This window comes from Mesorhizobium huakuii (assembly GCF_014189455.1).
GTDB classification, from domain to species: Bacteria; Pseudomonadota; Alphaproteobacteria; order Rhizobiales; family Rhizobiaceae; genus Mesorhizobium; species Mesorhizobium huakuii_A.
The window spans coordinates 6653416-6669275 of record NZ_CP050296.1 but is presented as its reverse complement, the minus strand read 5'-3'; the positions used below and the strand labels follow the sequence as shown (position 1 = coordinate 6669275).

At 61.0% G+C, this 15860-nt stretch carries 13 protein-coding genes, 1 tRNA gene and 2 pseudogenes; 15 read left to right on the top strand and 1 reads right to left on the bottom strand.

From position 1 onward, the window contains the following. Positions 1-39: 39 nt before the first annotated feature. From HB778_RS32705 to HB778_RS32640, 14 genes and pseudogenes are all read left to right on the top strand, one after another. Positions 40-980: pseudogene (locus HB778_RS32705) on the top strand (alpha-E domain-containing protein). 7 nt (positions 981-987) lie between these two features. Further along, positions 988-1779, top strand: a complete 792-nt coding sequence (locus HB778_RS32700) for a transglutaminase family protein (RefSeq protein ID WP_095200109.1) — start codon at positions 988-990, stop codon at positions 1777-1779. A 31-nt stretch (positions 1780-1810) separates the two neighbouring features. Continuing rightward, a complete protein-coding gene (locus HB778_RS32695; RefSeq protein WP_183459882.1) occupies positions 1811-2542 on the top strand; it encodes a peptidase in 732 nt (243 codons plus the stop codon). A gap of 109 nt (positions 2543-2651) precedes the next feature. Next, positions 2652-4063 (top strand): annotated as a pseudogene (locus HB778_RS32690) (pyridoxal phosphate-dependent decarboxylase family protein). A gap of 125 nt (positions 4064-4188) precedes the next feature. Further along, on the top strand, positions 4189-4956 hold the full coding sequence (locus tag HB778_RS32685) for a DeoR/GlpR family DNA-binding transcription regulator (protein ID WP_010909603.1): 768 nt from the start codon (positions 4189-4191) through the stop codon (positions 4954-4956). A 127-nt stretch (positions 4957-5083) separates the two neighbouring features. Further along, a complete protein-coding gene (glpD, locus tag HB778_RS32680; RefSeq protein WP_183459880.1) occupies positions 5084-6610 on the top strand; it encodes a glycerol-3-phosphate dehydrogenase in 1527 nt (508 codons plus the stop codon). Between the two features lie 42 nt (positions 6611-6652). Beyond that, on the top strand, positions 6653-7732 hold the full coding sequence (locus tag HB778_RS32675) for an ABC transporter ATP-binding protein (RefSeq protein WP_183459878.1): 1080 nt from the start codon (positions 6653-6655) through the stop codon (positions 7730-7732). Between the two features lie 10 nt (positions 7733-7742). Next, positions 7743-8810, top strand: a complete 1068-nt coding sequence (locus HB778_RS32670; RefSeq protein ID WP_183459876.1) for an ABC transporter ATP-binding protein — start codon at positions 7743-7745, stop codon at positions 8808-8810. Then, positions 8811-9677: a carbohydrate ABC transporter permease gene (locus HB778_RS32665; RefSeq protein ID WP_183459874.1), complete on the top strand. Its 867-nt coding sequence runs from the start codon at positions 8811-8813 to the stop codon at positions 9675-9677. Between the two features lies 1 nt (position 9678). Then, positions 9679-10599 carry a carbohydrate ABC transporter permease gene (locus HB778_RS32660; RefSeq protein ID WP_183459872.1) on the top strand — a complete coding sequence of 307 codons (921 nt, stop codon included), beginning with the start codon at positions 9679-9681 and terminating at the stop codon, positions 10597-10599. 2 nt (positions 10600-10601) lie between these two features. Further along, the gene (locus HB778_RS32655) at positions 10602-10889 is read left to right on the top strand and encodes a DUF2160 domain-containing protein (protein ID WP_432421219.1); all 288 of its coding nucleotides are present in this window, start codon (positions 10602-10604) and stop codon (positions 10887-10889) included. A 79-nt stretch (positions 10890-10968) separates the two neighbouring features. Then, the gene (locus HB778_RS32650; protein ID WP_095200117.1) at positions 10969-12693 is read left to right on the top strand and encodes an ABC transporter substrate-binding protein; all 1725 of its coding nucleotides are present in this window, start codon (positions 10969-10971) and stop codon (positions 12691-12693) included. Positions 12694-12783: 90 nt separating this feature from the next. Then, entirely contained in the window at positions 12784-14277 is a 1494-nt protein-coding gene (gene glpK, locus HB778_RS32645; RefSeq protein ID WP_183459869.1) for a glycerol kinase GlpK, read from the top strand. Between the two features lie 33 nt (positions 14278-14310). Then, positions 14311-14787, top strand: coding sequence for a DUF6882 domain-containing protein (locus HB778_RS32640; RefSeq protein WP_183459867.1), 477 nt, complete (start codon positions 14311-14313; stop codon positions 14785-14787). 110 nt (positions 14788-14897) lie between these two features. Here HB778_RS32640 and HB778_RS32635 read toward each other — a convergent pair whose 3' ends face one another. Then, positions 14898-15404 (bottom strand): BA14K family protein, encoded by a 507-nt coding sequence (locus tag HB778_RS32635; RefSeq protein WP_183459865.1) that lies wholly within the window; start codon positions 15402-15404, stop codon positions 14898-14900. Positions 15405-15708: 304 nt separating this feature from the next. Between HB778_RS32635 and HB778_RS32630 the strand changes: the two genes are divergently transcribed. Further along, positions 15709-15784: transfer RNA gene (locus tag HB778_RS32630), tRNA-Lys, on the top strand. Positions 15785-15860 lie beyond the last annotated feature (76 nt).

Genomic DNA, 15860 nt, shown 5'->3' with positions numbered 1-15860 from the left:
TCGCTATTCGCTATTCGCTCGACATCGGAGCAAGCTAATATGCTTTTAGGTCGCACCGCCAACGGGCTTTACTGGATGAACCGCTATATTGAGCGGGCTGAAAACATGGCGCGTCTTGTTGATGCGGGGCTGCGTATGGCGCTGACCCGCACCCAGAGTGCATCGGAAGAGTGGAATTCGGTGCTGCTCAGCGCCGGCTCCGACGTCGCCTTCAAGCAGAAGTATTCGGACTATACGGCGGCCGACGTCGCCGATTTCCTTTGCGCGACACCTCGAACCCGTCGAGCACGATGTCGTCGATCGAGACGGCTCGCAACAATGCCCGCATGGTGCGCACCGCGCTGACGCGCGAGACCTGGGAAAGCATCAACGAAGCCTGGATGTCGCTGAAGCGGATGCTGGCGAGGCCGATCGACGAGCGCGACCTGCCAAGCGTGCTCGATGCGATCAAGCGCGAAACGGCGCTGATCCGCGGCTCGTTCTACGGCACCATGCTGCGCAACGAGATCTTCGACTTTTCGCAGCTCGGCACCTATGTCGAGCGCGCCGACAACACGGCGCGCATCCTCGACGTGAAATATTACGTGCTGTTGCCGTCGATCTCCTGGGTCGGCTCGACCCTCGACAACTATCAGTGGGAATCGATCCTGCGCTCGGTTTCGGCGCATCGCTCCTATCGTTGGGTCTATGATGCCGATTACAAACCCACCAATATCGCCGACTACCTGATCCTCAATGTGCGCATGCCGCGTTCGCTGACCTTCTGCTATCGCTTCCTGTCCGAGCACCTGAAATTCCTCAGCGACGATTACGGCGAACGTCATGCCTGCCACGCGACGGCGGAAAAAACGCAAGCCATGCTGAGGGCCGGGTCAATCAAGGATATATTCGACGCGGGTCTGCACGAGTTCCTCGCCGGCTTCATTCGCGACAACACCAGGCTCGGCGACGAGATCGCGCAGGACTACAAGTTTTATTGAGGGCTCCATGCGACTCAAGATCACGCACCGGACCGAATATCGCTACGACGCACCGGTTCAATATCTGCTGCAGCGGCTACGGCTGCTGCCAGTGAGCGGGCAGACACAGACGGTGCTGTCCTGGGCGCTGAAGGTCGAAGGCGCGCGCGAAGAAGTGCGGTTTACCGATCACTACGGCAACGACACAAGACTGCTGAGCGTCGAGGGTGACCACGACTTCATCACAGTCGAGGCATCGGGCGAAGTGGTGACGCGCGACACAACAGGCGTTTGCGGGCCACATCAGGGCTTCGCGCCACTGTGGTTGTTCGCGCAGGAGACACAGCTGACCACCATAGGCAGCGGCATCCGTGATCTTGCCGAGGCGGTCGGTACGGGCACCGATATCGAAAGGCTGCACCGGCTGATGGCCATGATCGGCGAGCGTGTCGCCTATACGCCGGGCACCACCAATGCGACGACACCGGCCGAAGAGGCTCTGGCGTTGAAAACCGGGGTCTGCCAGGACCATAGCCATATCTTTGCCGCCGCTGCGCGCGCCATGGGATTTCCGTCGCGCTACATCAGCGGCTATCTGATGATGGATGCCGTCGAGCAGGCGGCAAGCCATGCCTGGGCTGAAGCGCATGTTCCGGGCCTCGGCTGGGTTGCCTTTGATCCCGCCAACGGTATTTCTCCCGACGAACGCTATGTGAAGGTGGCCACCGGCCGCGACTACCGCGACGCCTCTCCGGTGTCGGGAATTCGACTGGGACAGGCGGAAGAACGGCTTGCGGTCACCGTCACGGTAGAGCAGTAATCCCGCAAGGATTAGTGCCAGAAGAGATTCCATGACCTATTGCGTCGGCTTGAAGATCGATCGCGGGCTCGTGTTCATGTCGGACACGCGCACCAATGCCGGCATGGATTCGATATCGACCTTCAAGAAGATGCATGTCTGGGAACAGCCGGGTGAGCGCGTTATCGTCTTGATGTCGGCCGGCAATCTGGCGACGACGCAGGCCGTGGTCAGCCTGCTCGACGAACGCACCAAGGCGGTGACCGACCGCCACGAGAAGCTGCTCGAAACGCCATCCATGTACCAGACGGTGCGGCTGGTCGGCGACACGGTCAAAGAGGTGATCGCACAGGCATCCCCCGTCGGCGAGAAGGCCGATTCCTATTTCAACGCCTCCTTCATCCTGGGTGGGCAGATCAAGGGCAGTCCGCCGCGGCTGTTCATGATCTATCCCGAGGGCAATTTCATCAGATCGACCGACGACACGCCGTTCTTCCAGATCGGCGAGACCAAATACGGCAAGCCGATCATCATCCGCGCCTATGAGCGCACGATGAGCCTCGCCGAGACGGTGAAGCTGCTTCTGGTGTCGTTCGATTCGACGCTGAAATCGAACCTGTCGGTCGGCTTGCCGCTCGACCTGCTGTTCATGGAAAAGGACTCTTTCAAGGTCGGCCTGAAGAAGCGGATCGGCCAGGACGACCAGTACTACCGCACGATCTCCGATGGCTGGTCGAATGCGCTGAAGTCGGCTTTTGCCAGCCTGCCGGATTTCCCGGGGTAGGGCGCGGGCGGCAATCACCGGGCCTTGCATATATTTCACATGTTAATTACTGATGGATTTGAGAGCCGGGCGAAGCGTGCCGGCATTGCGATCGTGTCGGGAGGACAGGATGGACAACAACGAGTTCCGGCAGTGGTCGCAGCGTGCCGCCGACTGGGGCGCCGACTATCGCGACAATTTGCGCGAACGGCCGGTGCGGCCGCTCGTTGAGCCCGGCGACATTTTCAGGAGCATAGAAGCGTCGCCGCCCGAAGACGCCGAACCGATGGACAGGATCTTCGCCGACTTCGAAGAGAAGATCGTGCCGGGGATGACGCATTGGCAACATCCACGCTTCTTTGCCTATTTCCCGGCCAACGCGGCGCCGGTTTCGGTGGTAGCTGAGTACCTCGTCTCTGCAATGGCCGCGCAATGCATGCTTTGGCAGACGTCGCCGGCGGCAACCGAACTCGAAACGCGCACCGTCGACTGGATGCGGCAGGCGCTCGGCCTGCCTGACGGGTTTTCCGGCGTGATCCAGGATTCGGCATCATCGGCGACTCTCAATGCCGTCTTGACCATGCGCGAGCGGGCGCTGGACTGGCAAGGCAACAAAAAGGGGCTGGCCGGGCAGGGGCAGTTGCGCATCTATTCCTCGGATCAGGTGCACACGTCCATCGACCGGGCGATCTGGGTGTCGGGCATCGGCGAGGATAATCTCGTGCGCATTCCGGTCTCCGGCCGCTTTCGCGCGATGAACACCGCTGCCCTGGAAGCAGCCATCGTGGCCGACCGGCAAGCCGGCCTGCTGCCGGCGGGCATCATCGCTTGCGTCGGCGGCACCAGCACGGGCGGCACGGATGACATCGCGGCGGTCGCCGCGGTCGCCAGGCGGTACGGCCTCTACCTTCATGTCGATGCGGCCTGGGCCGGATCGGCAATGATCTGCCCGGAGTACCGGCATTTCTGGACCGGTGTCGAAGGTGCCGATTCGATCGTCTTCAATCCGCACAAATGGCTTGGCGCACAGTTCGACTGCTCGATCCAGTTCCTGCGCGATCCCGAAAGCCATGTCCGGACGCTGGCCATCAAGCCGGACTATCTGAAAACCCACGGTCATGACGGCATCATCAACTATTCGGAATGGTCAGTGCCGCTCGGCCGGCGTTTTCGCGCCCTAAAGCTGTGGTTCCTGTTGCGGGCTCATGGGCTGGAAAACCTGCGGGCGATGATCCGCAACCATGTGGCGTGGAGCGAGCGCCTTGCCGCGCGGCTGGCCGGGGAGACCGATTTCGAGATCGTCAGCGAACCGATGCTGTCGCTGTTTTCGTTCCGGCACAGGGCGGCCTCAAGCGCCGATGCGGACGCGCACAATCTGCGACTGGTCAATGCGATCAACGACGATGGCCGCATCTACCTGACGCAGACGAGGGTCGATGGGCAGGTGGCGATCCGCTTCCAGGTCGGCCAGTTCGAAGCGACCGCAAGCGATGTCGATGCAGCTTTGCCGTCATCACCGAAATCGCACGCGGCACGGTCTGACAGGCCAATATCGGATAGCGCAAGAGTTTGCCTTTGCAATCAGGCGATTTCGTTAGCCGGCTTATGCCTTTTCATTGCTTTCGTTTTCGGCTATAGACAAGAAAAACGAAAACGGGAGGCCGCCCATGTATCTGTCGCCACGCCATGCCGAGATCATCCAGATGGCCAAGGATCATGGCCGCGTGCTGGTCGACGACCTCGCCACGCATTTCAACGTGACGCCGCAGACCATTCGCAAGGACCTCAACGATCTCTGCGACCAGCGGTTGCTTTCGCGCATCCATGGCGGTGCATTGTTCCCGTCCGGTATCGAGAACATGGAGTATGAGGCCAGGCGCAAGATCGCCGCGGACGAGAAGGAAGCGATTGGCCGCGCGGCGGCCAGGTTGATCCCCGACAACGCCTCGCTATTCATCAACATCGGCACCACGACGGAAGCGGTCAGCAAGGCGTTGCTCGACCATAACGGCCTGATGGTGATCACCAATAATATCAATGTTGCCAACAGGATGCGCATTTATCCTTCGATAGAGGTGGTGATCGCCGGCGGAGTGGTTCGCGGTTCGGATGGCGGCGTCGTCGGTGAAGCGGCGGTCGACTTCATCAGGCAGTTCAAGGTCGACTACGCCGTTATCGGCGCCTCGGCCATCGATCATGACGGCGCCTTGCTCGACTTCGATTTTCGCGAGGTGAAGGTGGCGCAGGCGATCATCGCCAATGCCAGGCATGTGATTCTGGTCTCCGACCAGACCAAGTTCGAGCGCACGGCGCCGGTGCGCATCGGCCATCTGTCGCAGGTCAATACCTTCATCACCGACCGCTGCGATATTCCGTCGGTACGCAAGATCTGCCAGGAGGCAGAGGTTCAGCTGATCGAGACGTCGCTTGGGTAGGGCGCTTTTACGATCATCTCACGGGCTCGTGATATTTCGTTTGACATTCGTTATGAGTTCGAAATAATTCCGCCACGGTTTCGCAAAAGACCAAAAATGGTGCAATGCGAAATCGTGGAGGAGTTAAGTGGACACGTCTTCAGTCCGGGACATTTTCGTCATAGGTGGCGGTATCAACGGTTGCGGCATCGCCCGCGATGCCGTCGGGCGCGGGTTTTCGGTTTTTCTCGCTGAGATGAACGACCTCGCCAGCGGAACCTCCTCCGGTTCGACCAAGCTCATCCATGGCGGCCTGCGCTATCTCGAATTCTACGAGTTCCGCCTGGTGCGCGAGGCGCTGATGGAGCGCGAGGTTCTGTGGAAGAACGCGCCGCACATCATCTGGCCGATGCGCTTCGTGCTGCCCTATGCCAGGGGCCTGCGCCCGGCCTGGCTGATCCGGCTCGGCCTGTTCCTGTACGACCACATTGGCGGGCGCAAATTGCTGCCGGCGACCAGGACGCTCGACATGGCAAGCGATCCCGCCGGCAAGCCTTTGAAGCCATTGTTCAAAAAGGCGTTCGAATATTCCGACGGCTGGGTCAACGATGCGCGGCTGGTGGCGCTCAACGCACGCGATGCCGCCGACCGGGGTGCAACGATCCGCACCCGCACGAAGGTGATCGGCGCACGCCGCGAAAACGGCCTCTGGACAATCAAGATCGAGAACCTGCGGAGCGGCGAGACCGAAGAGGTCAAGGCGCGGCTGCTGGTCAATGCGGCCGGGCCGTGGGTCGATCACGTGCTTTCCGGCGTCGTTGGCCTCAACGATGTGCACAATGTCCGCCTGGTGCAGGGTAGCCATATCGTCATCGCCAAGAAGTTCGACGATCCGCGCGCCTATTTCTTCCAGAACAAGGATGGCCGCATCATTTTCGCCATTCCCTATGAGGACGAGTTCACGCTGATCGGCACCACCGACCAGGATTACCCCGGCGATCCGCACGATGTGAAGATCAGCGACACCGAAATCGACTATCTCTGCGCCGCGGCCAGCGAGTATTTCGCGGTAGCCGTCAAGCGTTCCGACATTGTCTGGACCTATTCGGCGGTGCGGCCGCTTTATGACGACGGCGCCTCCAAGGCGCAGGAAGCGACGCGCGACTACGTGCTGAAGGCCGATGGCGGCGAGGGTGCTGCCCCGATCGTCAATGCCTTCGGCGGCAAGATCACCACCTATCGCCGGCTGTCGGAATCGATGCTGGAGAAGATTGAAGGCTTTCTCGGCAAGCGCGGCAAGCCGTGGACATCGGATGCGCCGCTGCCGGGTGGCGATTTCCCGGCCACCGGTTTCGACGCGCAGGTGGCGAAGCTAAAGACGGCCTATCCGTTCCTCGATGCGCGCCTCGCCCGCCGGCTGACCCGGCTTTACGGGACGCGCGCCCAGGTCCTGCTTGGCCTTGCCAAGTCGAATGCCGAGCTCGGCCGCAATTTCGGTGGCGATCTCTACGAGGCCGAAGTGCGCTATCTCGTTGAAAATGAATGGGCTGTCACATCAGAGGATGTGCTGTGGCGCCGCACCAAGCGCGGCCTGCATCTCAGCCGCGAGCAGGTCTCGGCACTTGATGAATTCATGCACGGCATAAGCCGGCGGCATGTCGCGGCCGCCGAATGAAGAGGGTCTTGAGCTGATGCGGAAAGCCTGGGAGGAGGCGTCATGCTGGAACTGAGGAACGTCACCAAGACGGTCGGTGCGGTCGCGCACATTCGCGACGTGTCGCTGACGCTTCAGCATGGCTCGCTCAACGTTCTGCTTGGGCCGACGCTTTCTGGCAAGACCAGCCTGATGCGGCTGATGGCCGGCCTCGATGTGCCGACCTCCGGCTCGGTCTGGTTCGACGGCCAGAACGTTACCGGCACGCCGGTGCAAAAGCGCAAGATCGCCATGGTCTACCAGCAGTTCATCAACTATCCGGCGATGACCGTCTATGAGAACATCGCTTCGCCGCTCAGGGTCGCCGGCGTCGAGCAGGCCAAGATCGACAGTCAGGTGCGTGAAGCCGCGGCACTGCTCAAGCTGACACCCTATCTCGACCGCACGCCGCTCAGCCTGTCGGGCGGCCAGCAGCAGCGCACCGCGCTGGCGCGCGCGATCGTCAAGAATGCCAGTCTGGTGCTGCTCGACGAGCCGCTGGCCAATCTCGACTATAAATTGCGCGAGGAATTGCGGGCCGAACTGCCGAGGATCTTTGCCGCCGCTGGCACCATCTTCGTCTATGCCACCACCGAGCCGCATGAGGCGCTGCTGCTCGGCGGCAACACGGCAACGCTGTCGGAAGGCCGTATCACCCAGTTCGGGCCGACCATCGATGTGTTCCGCAAGCCGGTCGATCTGGTGACGGCCAGGACCTTCGCCGATCCGCCGCTCAATACCATCGTGCTGGCCAAGAAGGGCGCCGACTTCCTGCTCGAAGGCGGGGTGAAGCTGCCGGTGCCGCCCGAACTCGTCGGCATTGCCGACGGCAACTACACGATCGGCTTCCAGCCGCATCATCTGTCGCTCGACCGGCCCAACGCCTTGGCTGTGCCGGTGCGGGCCAAGGTGACCATCACCGAGATCACCGGATCGGAAAGCTTCATCCATCTCGACTTCGCCGATGTGCGCTGGGTCATGCTGACCCACGGCATCCGCGATTTCGAAACCGACGAAGTGGTCGAGGTGTTCATCGATCCGCGTCACATCATGGTCTTCGACGAGCACGGCCGCGCCGTGACCGCGCCGAAGCTGGCGGCTTGAGGAGGGCGATATGGCGCGTATCGACGTCAACCATGTCAGGCATTCCTACCTGCCGAACCCGCAGAAGGATGCCGATTTCGCGCTGCGGGAAGTGCATCATACGTTCGAGGATGGCGGTGCCTATGCGCTTCTCGGTCCGTCCGGCTGCGGCAAGACCACGCTGCTCAACATCATTTCGGGACTGCTGCATCCCTCGCACGGCCAGTTGCTGTTCAACGGCAGGGACATCACCAACCTGTCGACGCAGGAACGCAACATCGCGCAGGTGTTCCAGTTCCCGGTCATCTACGACACCATGACCGTCTACGACAATCTGGCCTTCCCGCTGCGCAACCGCGGCGTGCCGGAGGCCGATGTCGACCGCAAGGTGCGCGAGACGCTGGAGATGATCGACCTGGCGTCCTGGGCCAGGAAGAAGGCGAGGGGCCTGACCGCCGACCAGAAACAGAAGATATCGCTCGGCCGCGGGCTGGTACGCTCGGATGTCAACGCCATCCTGTTCGACGAGCCGCTGACCGTCATCGACCCGCATATGAAGTGGGTGCTGCGTTCGCAGCTGAAGCAGCTTCATCGCCGCTTCGGCTACACCATGGTCTATGTCACCCACGACCAGACCGAAGCGCTCACCTTCGCCGATCAGGTCGTCGTCATGTATGACGGCGGCATCGTCCAGATCGGCACGCCGGCGGAACTGTTCGAGCGGCCGCGCCACACCTTCGTCGGCTATTTTATCGGCTCACCCGGCATGAATGTCATGCCGGTGGCGATCGACGGCAAGACGGCGACGCTCGGCTCGCAGCGGATCGAATTGCCGGGCGCGCCCAAAGCCGGCAGCGGCACCGTCGAGCTCGGCATTCGTCCCGAATATGTGCGGCTCGGCCGCGACGGAATGGCCGTTTCGATCAGCAAGGTCGAGGATGTCGGCCGCCACAAGGTGGTGCGGGCCAGACTGGAGGGCCGCGAGATCGCGGCCATCATCGGCGAGGACGAGACGGTTCCAGCAGAACCGAAGGTGCGGTTCGATCCAGCCGGCATCAACATCTATGCCAATTCCTGGCGTGTCGAGATGGGGGCATAGATGGACAAGACCTGGAACAACAAGGCCTGGTTCCTCGTGCTGCCGGTGCTGGTGCTGGTGGCCTTCACTGCCGTCATCCCGCTGATGACGGTCGTCAACTATTCGGTGCAGGACACGTTCGGCAACAATGTCTTCACCTGGGCCGGAACCGAATGGTTCGAGGAACTGCTGTCGTCCAACCGCTTCTGGGAAGCGATGGTCCGCAACCTGATCTTTTCCTTCATCATCCTGGCGATCGAGGTGCCGCTCGGCATCTTCATCGCGCTCAACATGCCGAAGAAGGGTTGGGGCGTGCCGGTCTGCCTGGTGCTGATGTCACTGCCGCTGCTGATCCCGTGGAACGTCGTCGGCACCATCTGGCAGGTGTTTGGACGCAACGACATCGGCCTGCTGGGTTATTACCTCAACGCGATCGGCATCGACTACAATTACGTGCAGGATCCGTTCGATGCCTGGGTGACGATCATCGTCATGGACGTCTGGCACTGGACCAGCCTCGTCGTGCTGCTCTGCTACGCCGGGCTGGTCTCGATCCCCGATGCCTTCTACCAGGCGGCCAAGATCGACGGTGCCTCGCGTTGGGCGGTGTTTCGCTACATCCAGCTGCCGAAGATGCAGCGCGTGCTTTTGATCGCCGTGCTGCTGCGCTTCATGGATAGTTTCATGATCTACACCGAACCCTTCGTCGTCACCGGCGGCGGTCCGGGCAACTCGACGACATTCCTGTCGATCGACCTCGTCAAGACGGCGCTCGGCCAGTTCGACCTTGGCCCGGCTGCCGCCATGTCGCTGGTCTACTTCCTCATCATCCTGTTGTTGTCATGGGTGTTCTACACCGTGATGACCAATTACGACGCGGAGCGCTGAGATGGCTGGCGCCAATGAACGAACCGAGCGCAATGCGATGAACGGGTCCGCCGCCGCGGAAGGCCTGGCCAGTTCGCTGTCGCAGAGCGACCTCGACAAGCGCATGCGCCGGCGCGGCGAGGAATCGCGCTGGTGGTGGATCGTGCCGACGCTCTACATCATTGTCCTTCTGCTGCCGATCTACTGGCTCATCAATATGAGCTTCAAGACCAATGCGGAGATCGTCAACTCGCTGACGCTCTACCCGCATGCGCCGACGCTGGCCAACTACTATACGATCTTCACCGAGAAGGTCTGGTACTCAGGCTATATCAATTCGATCACCTATGTCGTGATGAACATGGTGATTTCGGTGTCGGTGGCGCTGCCGGCGGCTTACGCCTTCTCGCGCTACCGCTTCCTTGGCGACAAGCATCTATTCTTCTGGCTGCTGACCAACCGCATGGCGCCGCCAGCGGTGTTCGCGCTGCCGTTCTTCCAGCTCTACTCGGCCTTCGGCCTGATCGACACGCACATAGCGGTGGCGCTCGCCCACTGCCTGTTCAACGTGCCGTTGGCAGTGTGGATCCTCGAAGGCTTCATGTCGGGCGTGCCGAAGGAGATCGACGAAACCGCCTATATCGACGGCTATTCGTTCCCGCGCTTCTTCGTCAAGATCTTCATGCCGCTGATCGCCAGCGGCATCGGCGTCGCCTGCTTCTTCTGCTTCATGTTCTCCTGGGTCGAGCTGTTGATCGCCCGCACGCTGACGACGACAGATGCCAAGCCGATTGCCGCCACCATGACCCGAACGGTTTCGGCGTCGGGCATGGATTGGGGACTTCTCGCCGCTGCCGGCGTCTTGACGCTGATCCCCGGCGCGCTCGTCATCTGGTTCGTGCGCAACTACATCGCCAAGGGCTTCGCCCTAGGGAGGGTATGATCATGAACTTCGACTTCTCCTGGATGGCATGGACCTGGCCGACGGCCGCTTTTTTTGGCGTCATCGCTCTGCTGCTGGTCGGCATGGGCGCCTGGGAATACGCCTCGCCGGGCGGCAATCCGCGCGTCGGCCTGCTGCGCTTCGAGACGACGCGCGGCGACCGCCTGTTCCTGTCGCTGCTCGGCAGCGCCTTTATCCATCTCGCTTGGCTGGGTCTTGTCGGACCGAGCCTCTGGTGGGCTCTCGCTCTCTCCGTGGTCTACGCCATCGGCGTGTTCCGTTACGTATAGAGGGGGAAACTGTTGGAGCGGCAGCGTGCCGGCCGCCGCTCCAGATCGCACTTGAAACCTGAAACAGTGGAGGAAACACATGCGACGGCAATTTTTAACATCAACAACGGCCCTTGTCCTGTTGCTCGGCGTAGGCAATGCCTATGCCGGGATGGATGAGGCAAAAGCCTTTCTGGACAAGGAGATAGGCGGTGTGTCGACGCTTTCCCGTGCCGACCAGGAAAAGCAGATGCAGTGGTTTATCGACGCGGCCAAGCCCTTCGCCGGCATGGACATCAAGGTGGTCTCGGAAACCCTGACGACCCACAAGTATGAGTCAGAGGTGCTGGCACCGGCCTTCACCGCCATCACCGGCATCAAGGTCACGCATGACGTCATCCAGGAAGGCGACGTCGTCGAAAAGATCCAGACCCAGATGCAGACCGGCCAGAACATCTATGACGGCTGGGTCAACGATTCGGATCTGATCGGCACTCACTGGCGCTACCAGCAGGTGCGCAACCTGACCGACTGGATGGCGGGCGAAGGCAAGGATGTTACCGATCCGATGCTCGACGTCGACGACTTCATCGGCACCAAGTTCACCACCGCGCCGGACAAGAAGCTCTACCAGCTGCCCGACCAGCAGTTCGCGAACCTCTACTGGTTCCGTTACGACTGGTTCAACGATGAGAAGAACAAGGCCGACTTCAAGGCCAAGTACGGCTACGATCTCGGCGTGCCGGTCAACTGGTCGGCCTATGAGGACATTGCCGAATTCTTCACCGGCCGCGACGTCAACGGCAAGAAGGTCTATGGCCACATGGACTACGGCAAGAAGGATCCGTCGCTCGGCTGGCGGTTCACCGACGCCTGGCTGTCGATGGCCGGCAATGGCGACAAGGGCCTGCCGAACGGTGTGCCGGTCGATGAATGGGGTATCAAGGTCGATGCGAATTCGCGGCCTGTCGGCTCGTGCACCGCGCGCGGCGGCGACACCAATGGACCAGCATCGGTCTACGCCATCCAGAAGTATCTTGATTGGCTGAAAGCCTATGCGCCGCCGGAAGCCCAGGGCATGACCTTCTCCGAATCCGGCCCCGTGCCGTCGCAAGGCAATGTTGCCCAGCAGATCTTCTGGTACACCGCGTTCACCGCCGACATGGTCAAGCCCGGCCTGCCGGTCATGAACGACGACGGCACGCCGAAGTGGCGCATGGCGCCGTCGCCGCACGGCTCATACTGGAAGGACGGCATGAAGCTCGGCTATCAGGACGTCGGTTCCTGGACGCTGATGAAGTCGACGCCGACCGACCGCGCCAAGGCCGCGTGGCTTTATGCGCAGTTCGTCACCTCGAAGACCGTCGACGTGAAGAAGAGCCAGGTTGGCCTGACCTTCATTCGCGACTCCACCATCCATGACAAGAGCTTTACCGAACGTGCGCCGAAGCTCGGCGGTCTGATCGAGTTTTATCGCTCGCCGGCCCGTGTGCAGTGGACGCCGACCGGTACAAACGTGCCGGACTATCCGAAGCTGGCGCAGCTCTGGTGGCAGAACATCGGTGACGCATCCTCGGGTGCCAAGACACCGCAGGAAGCCATGGATTCGCTCTGCGCCGATCAGGAAAAAGTCATGGCCCGTATCGAGAAATCCGGTGTCCAGGGCGACATCGGACCGAAGATGGCCGAAGAGCATGACCTTGCCTACTGGAACGCCGACGCGGTCAAGGGCGGCAATCTGGCGCCTCAGCTGAAGCTCGAGAAGGAGAAGGACAAGCCGATCACCATCAACTATGACGAGCTGGTGAAGAGCTGGCAGAAGTAACTGTCTATGCGGGCGTTCGCGCCCGTGTGAAACTGGGGGAGGCGGCGCGTTGCCGTCTCCCTTCTTTGTATCGAGGCGGAGGACGTTGGGATGAACGGTTTTGTGCTGGCAATCGACCAGGGAACGACGTCGACCCGGGCGATCCTGTTCGACGGCCAGATGAAAGTCGTCGGCAGCGGCCAGCAGGAATTCACCCAGCACTATCCGGCCTCCGGCTGGGTCGAGCACGATCCGGAAGAGATCTGGGCAAGTGTCATCGCCACAGTCAAGGCCGCTCTGAAGAATGCTGGCAGCGAAGCGTCTGATGTCGCGGCGATCGGCATCACCAACCAGCGTGAGACCGTTGTGATCTGGGACAGAGCGACGGGCAAGCCGATCCACAACGCCATCGTCTGGCAGGACCGCCGTACCGCGCCGCTCTGCCAGAAACTGAAGAAGCAGGGCCTGGAGAAGAAATTCACGCGCAAGACAGGCTTGCTGCTCGATCCCTACTTCTCCGGCACCAAGATCGCCTGGATGCTCGACAAGGTGAAGGGCGCCAGGAAACGCGCCGAGAAGGGCGAATTGCTGGCCGGCACCATCGACAGTTTTCTGATCTGGCGGCTGACCGGCGGCAAGGTCCACGCCACCGACGCCACCAACGCCTCGCGCACGCTGGTCTACAACATCGCGGAAAATGCCTGGGACGACGAGCTTTTGGCCATTCTCGACATCCCGGCAAAAATGCTGCCGCAGGTGAAAGACTGCGCCGATGATTATGGAGTGACCGAGAAAAATCTCTTCGGCGCCGAGATAAAAATCCTCGGTGTCGCGGGCGACCAGCATGCCGCGACCATCGGCCAGGCCTGCTTCGAGCCAGGCATGATGAAATCCACCTACGGCACCGGCTGTTTCGCGCTGCTCAACACCGGAAGCGACCTAGTCCGGTCGAAGAACCGGCTTTTGACCACCATAGCCTATCGGCTGAACGGCAAGACAACCTATGCGCTGGAAGGCTCGATCTTCATCGCAGGGGCTGCCGTGCAATGGCTGCGCGATGGCATCAAGGTGATCGGCAAGGCCGAGCATAGCGGGCAACTGGCTGCCGAGGCCGACCCGACGCAGAACGTCTATCTGGTACCGGCCTTTGTCGGTCTCGGCGCCCCGCATTGGGATGCAGAGGCACGGGGCGCGATTTTTGGGCTAACCCGCAATTCCGGACCGGCAGAATTTGCCCGCGCCGCACTCGAAGCCGTCGCCTATCAGACCCGTGACCTGCTCGACGCCATGCGCAAGGACTGGAAGGGCACTTCGGCGAAAACTGTGCTGAGGGTCGACGGCGGCATGGTGGCGTCGGATTGGACCATGCAGCGGCTCGCCGACATACTCGACGCGCCGGTTGACCGCCCGACCATCCTCGAGACGACCGCGCTGGGTGCGGCCTGGCTCGCCGGCTCGAAAGCCGGAGTGTGGCCGAAGGCGAAGGAGTTCGCCAAGAGCTGGGCGCTCGAGCGGCGGTTCAAGCCGGAGATGGATATCGCCACGCGGTCCGCCAAGCTGGCAGGCTGGCGCGATGCTGTGCGCAGGACGCTGAGCGTGCCATAACGGTCACCACAGAACGAGCTGAAGGTGGGGGACATGCAGCCAGACTGGTATCCTGCTTGGCGCGACGAGGCTTTTGAACAGCTAACCGCCAAGAATGCCATTTTGGAGAAGGAGTTCCGCCTCGGTCACTGGCCGCGCTATGACTACGACCTGACGACCGGCAGGCTCCTGTTTTCGGACAATGGTACCGTCAAGGTCGTTGCCGAGATTCAGATTGCTGGTTCGACGAGCGCGAAAGCTGGCAATTGGCTCTGGGCCTGGTCGAATTCAAACTTGCCTGGCGAACTTCTCGGCGACGCAAAGCGGGTTCGTTCCTTCGGCGAGGAGAACGATATCGCCGAACTTCAGCAGGCCTATGTGACCGACACGAAAGACGACCTGGAAGCACTGGGTTGGGACCTGACGGCGGCGATGGTGCGGATATGCGACGCACTCGGCGCTTACCGCTCTCCGCGCGGGGAAGGGGGTGGCCTTTATCTGATCCTCAAACGCGTAGACTGGGCGAACTGACTGGAAACTTCATTCCGCTGATCGGGATGCTGAAAGTCATACGGAAAAGGCCCGCGCCGTTCCGACGCGGGTCCCTTACTCATACTCATCTACTGACACTCAACCTTGGATCAGTAAGGCGAGCGGCACTCCTGCCGCGGACCGTAGTTCGGCTGGAAGGTGTTGTCCGAAGCGCGGTAGCTGCGATAACGGTCGTAGCACCACTGGACATGCGAGTTGCCTTCGTAGACGCGATTGTTCTCGCTGTTGATGATCGCACCGGTGATCAGCGCACCAGTCGCGAACGCTGCCAGCGGGAACCAATAGTCGCCGTGACGGCGATAGCCGCGATGATAGTCGCGATAGCCGCGATGGCCGTTCCAGTAGCCGCCGCCGTCATTGTTTCGCGCAAAGCTACGATTGCCGTTGAAATTGCGGTTGCCAAAATTGCGATTGCCATTGAAATGACGATTGCCATGACGCCACTGGTCGTAGCGAGACTCGCCGACATTCACGATATCTGACGAAGTCCCTGATGCCTGGGGCACAAACATCTGAGCAGCATTGGCCGGCATGGCCGCTGCAGCGAATGAAACTGACAAAGTGGTCGCCAGTATACCCGATACGATCTTGTTCACTGTCTTCTCCTTCGAAAGGGTGATTGACGTCCCTTGTGGCGAGACAACGGGCGATATGCGGGAAGGTTCCTCGCCAAATCCCAAGTTGCTGATTTGTAATATTTCTCCGGCCTGTGACCGGTGTCGACGAGAGGCAGCGCTATTGCTTCGCGAGGAGCGTAGCGCTCGTGACCGAAGCGGGCAGGCAGGCATGGTGGCAGTGCTTGAAAAGTATGGCCCGCGCACGCGCTTTTTCCGGTTGACCGGTCGAGGCACTCTCCCTATGTTCCGCGCAATTTCGAGGGCCGCCTTTTCGCGCCCACGGGAGCGCGTAGCTCAGCCGGTAGAGCAACTGACTTTTAATCAGTAGGTCATGGGTTCGAATCCCATCGCGCTCACCAATTTTCGAGTTGAAATCACGCAATATCGTTCGAGACCGAAACTGGCGGCGCTGGGTCGAGCATGTCGGGTCAACAA

Bases quoted from the DNA above. Each gene is read 5' to 3' on its own strand.
- glpK (WP_183459869.1), top strand. From the start codon at position 12,784: ATGAACGGTTTTGTGCTGGCAATCGACCAGGGAACGACGTCGACCCGG.
- HB778_RS32655 (WP_432421219.1), top strand. From the start codon at position 10,602: ATGAACTTCGACTTCTCCTGGATGGCATGGACCTGGCCGACGGCCGCT.
- HB778_RS32700 (WP_095200109.1), top strand. From the start codon at position 988: ATGCGACTCAAGATCACGCACCGGACCGAATATCGCTACGACGCACCG.
- HB778_RS32665 (WP_183459874.1), top strand. From the start codon at position 8,811: ATGGACAAGACCTGGAACAACAAGGCCTGGTTCCTCGTGCTGCCGGTG.
- HB778_RS32650 (WP_095200117.1), top strand. From the start codon at position 10,969: ATGCGACGGCAATTTTTAACATCAACAACGGCCCTTGTCCTGTTGCTC.
- HB778_RS32675 (WP_183459878.1), top strand. From the start codon at position 6,653: ATGCTGGAACTGAGGAACGTCACCAAGACGGTCGGTGCGGTCGCGCAC.
- HB778_RS32695 (WP_183459882.1), top strand. From the start codon at position 1,811: ATGACCTATTGCGTCGGCTTGAAGATCGATCGCGGGCTCGTGTTCATG.
- HB778_RS32670 (WP_183459876.1), top strand. From the start codon at position 7,743: ATGGCGCGTATCGACGTCAACCATGTCAGGCATTCCTACCTGCCGAAC.
- HB778_RS32640 (WP_183459867.1), top strand. From the start codon at position 14,311: ATGCAGCCAGACTGGTATCCTGCTTGGCGCGACGAGGCTTTTGAACAG.
- HB778_RS32660 (WP_183459872.1), top strand. From the start codon at position 9,679: ATGGCTGGCGCCAATGAACGAACCGAGCGCAATGCGATGAACGGGTCC.
- HB778_RS32685 (WP_010909603.1), top strand. From the start codon at position 4,189: ATGTATCTGTCGCCACGCCATGCCGAGATCATCCAGATGGCCAAGGAT.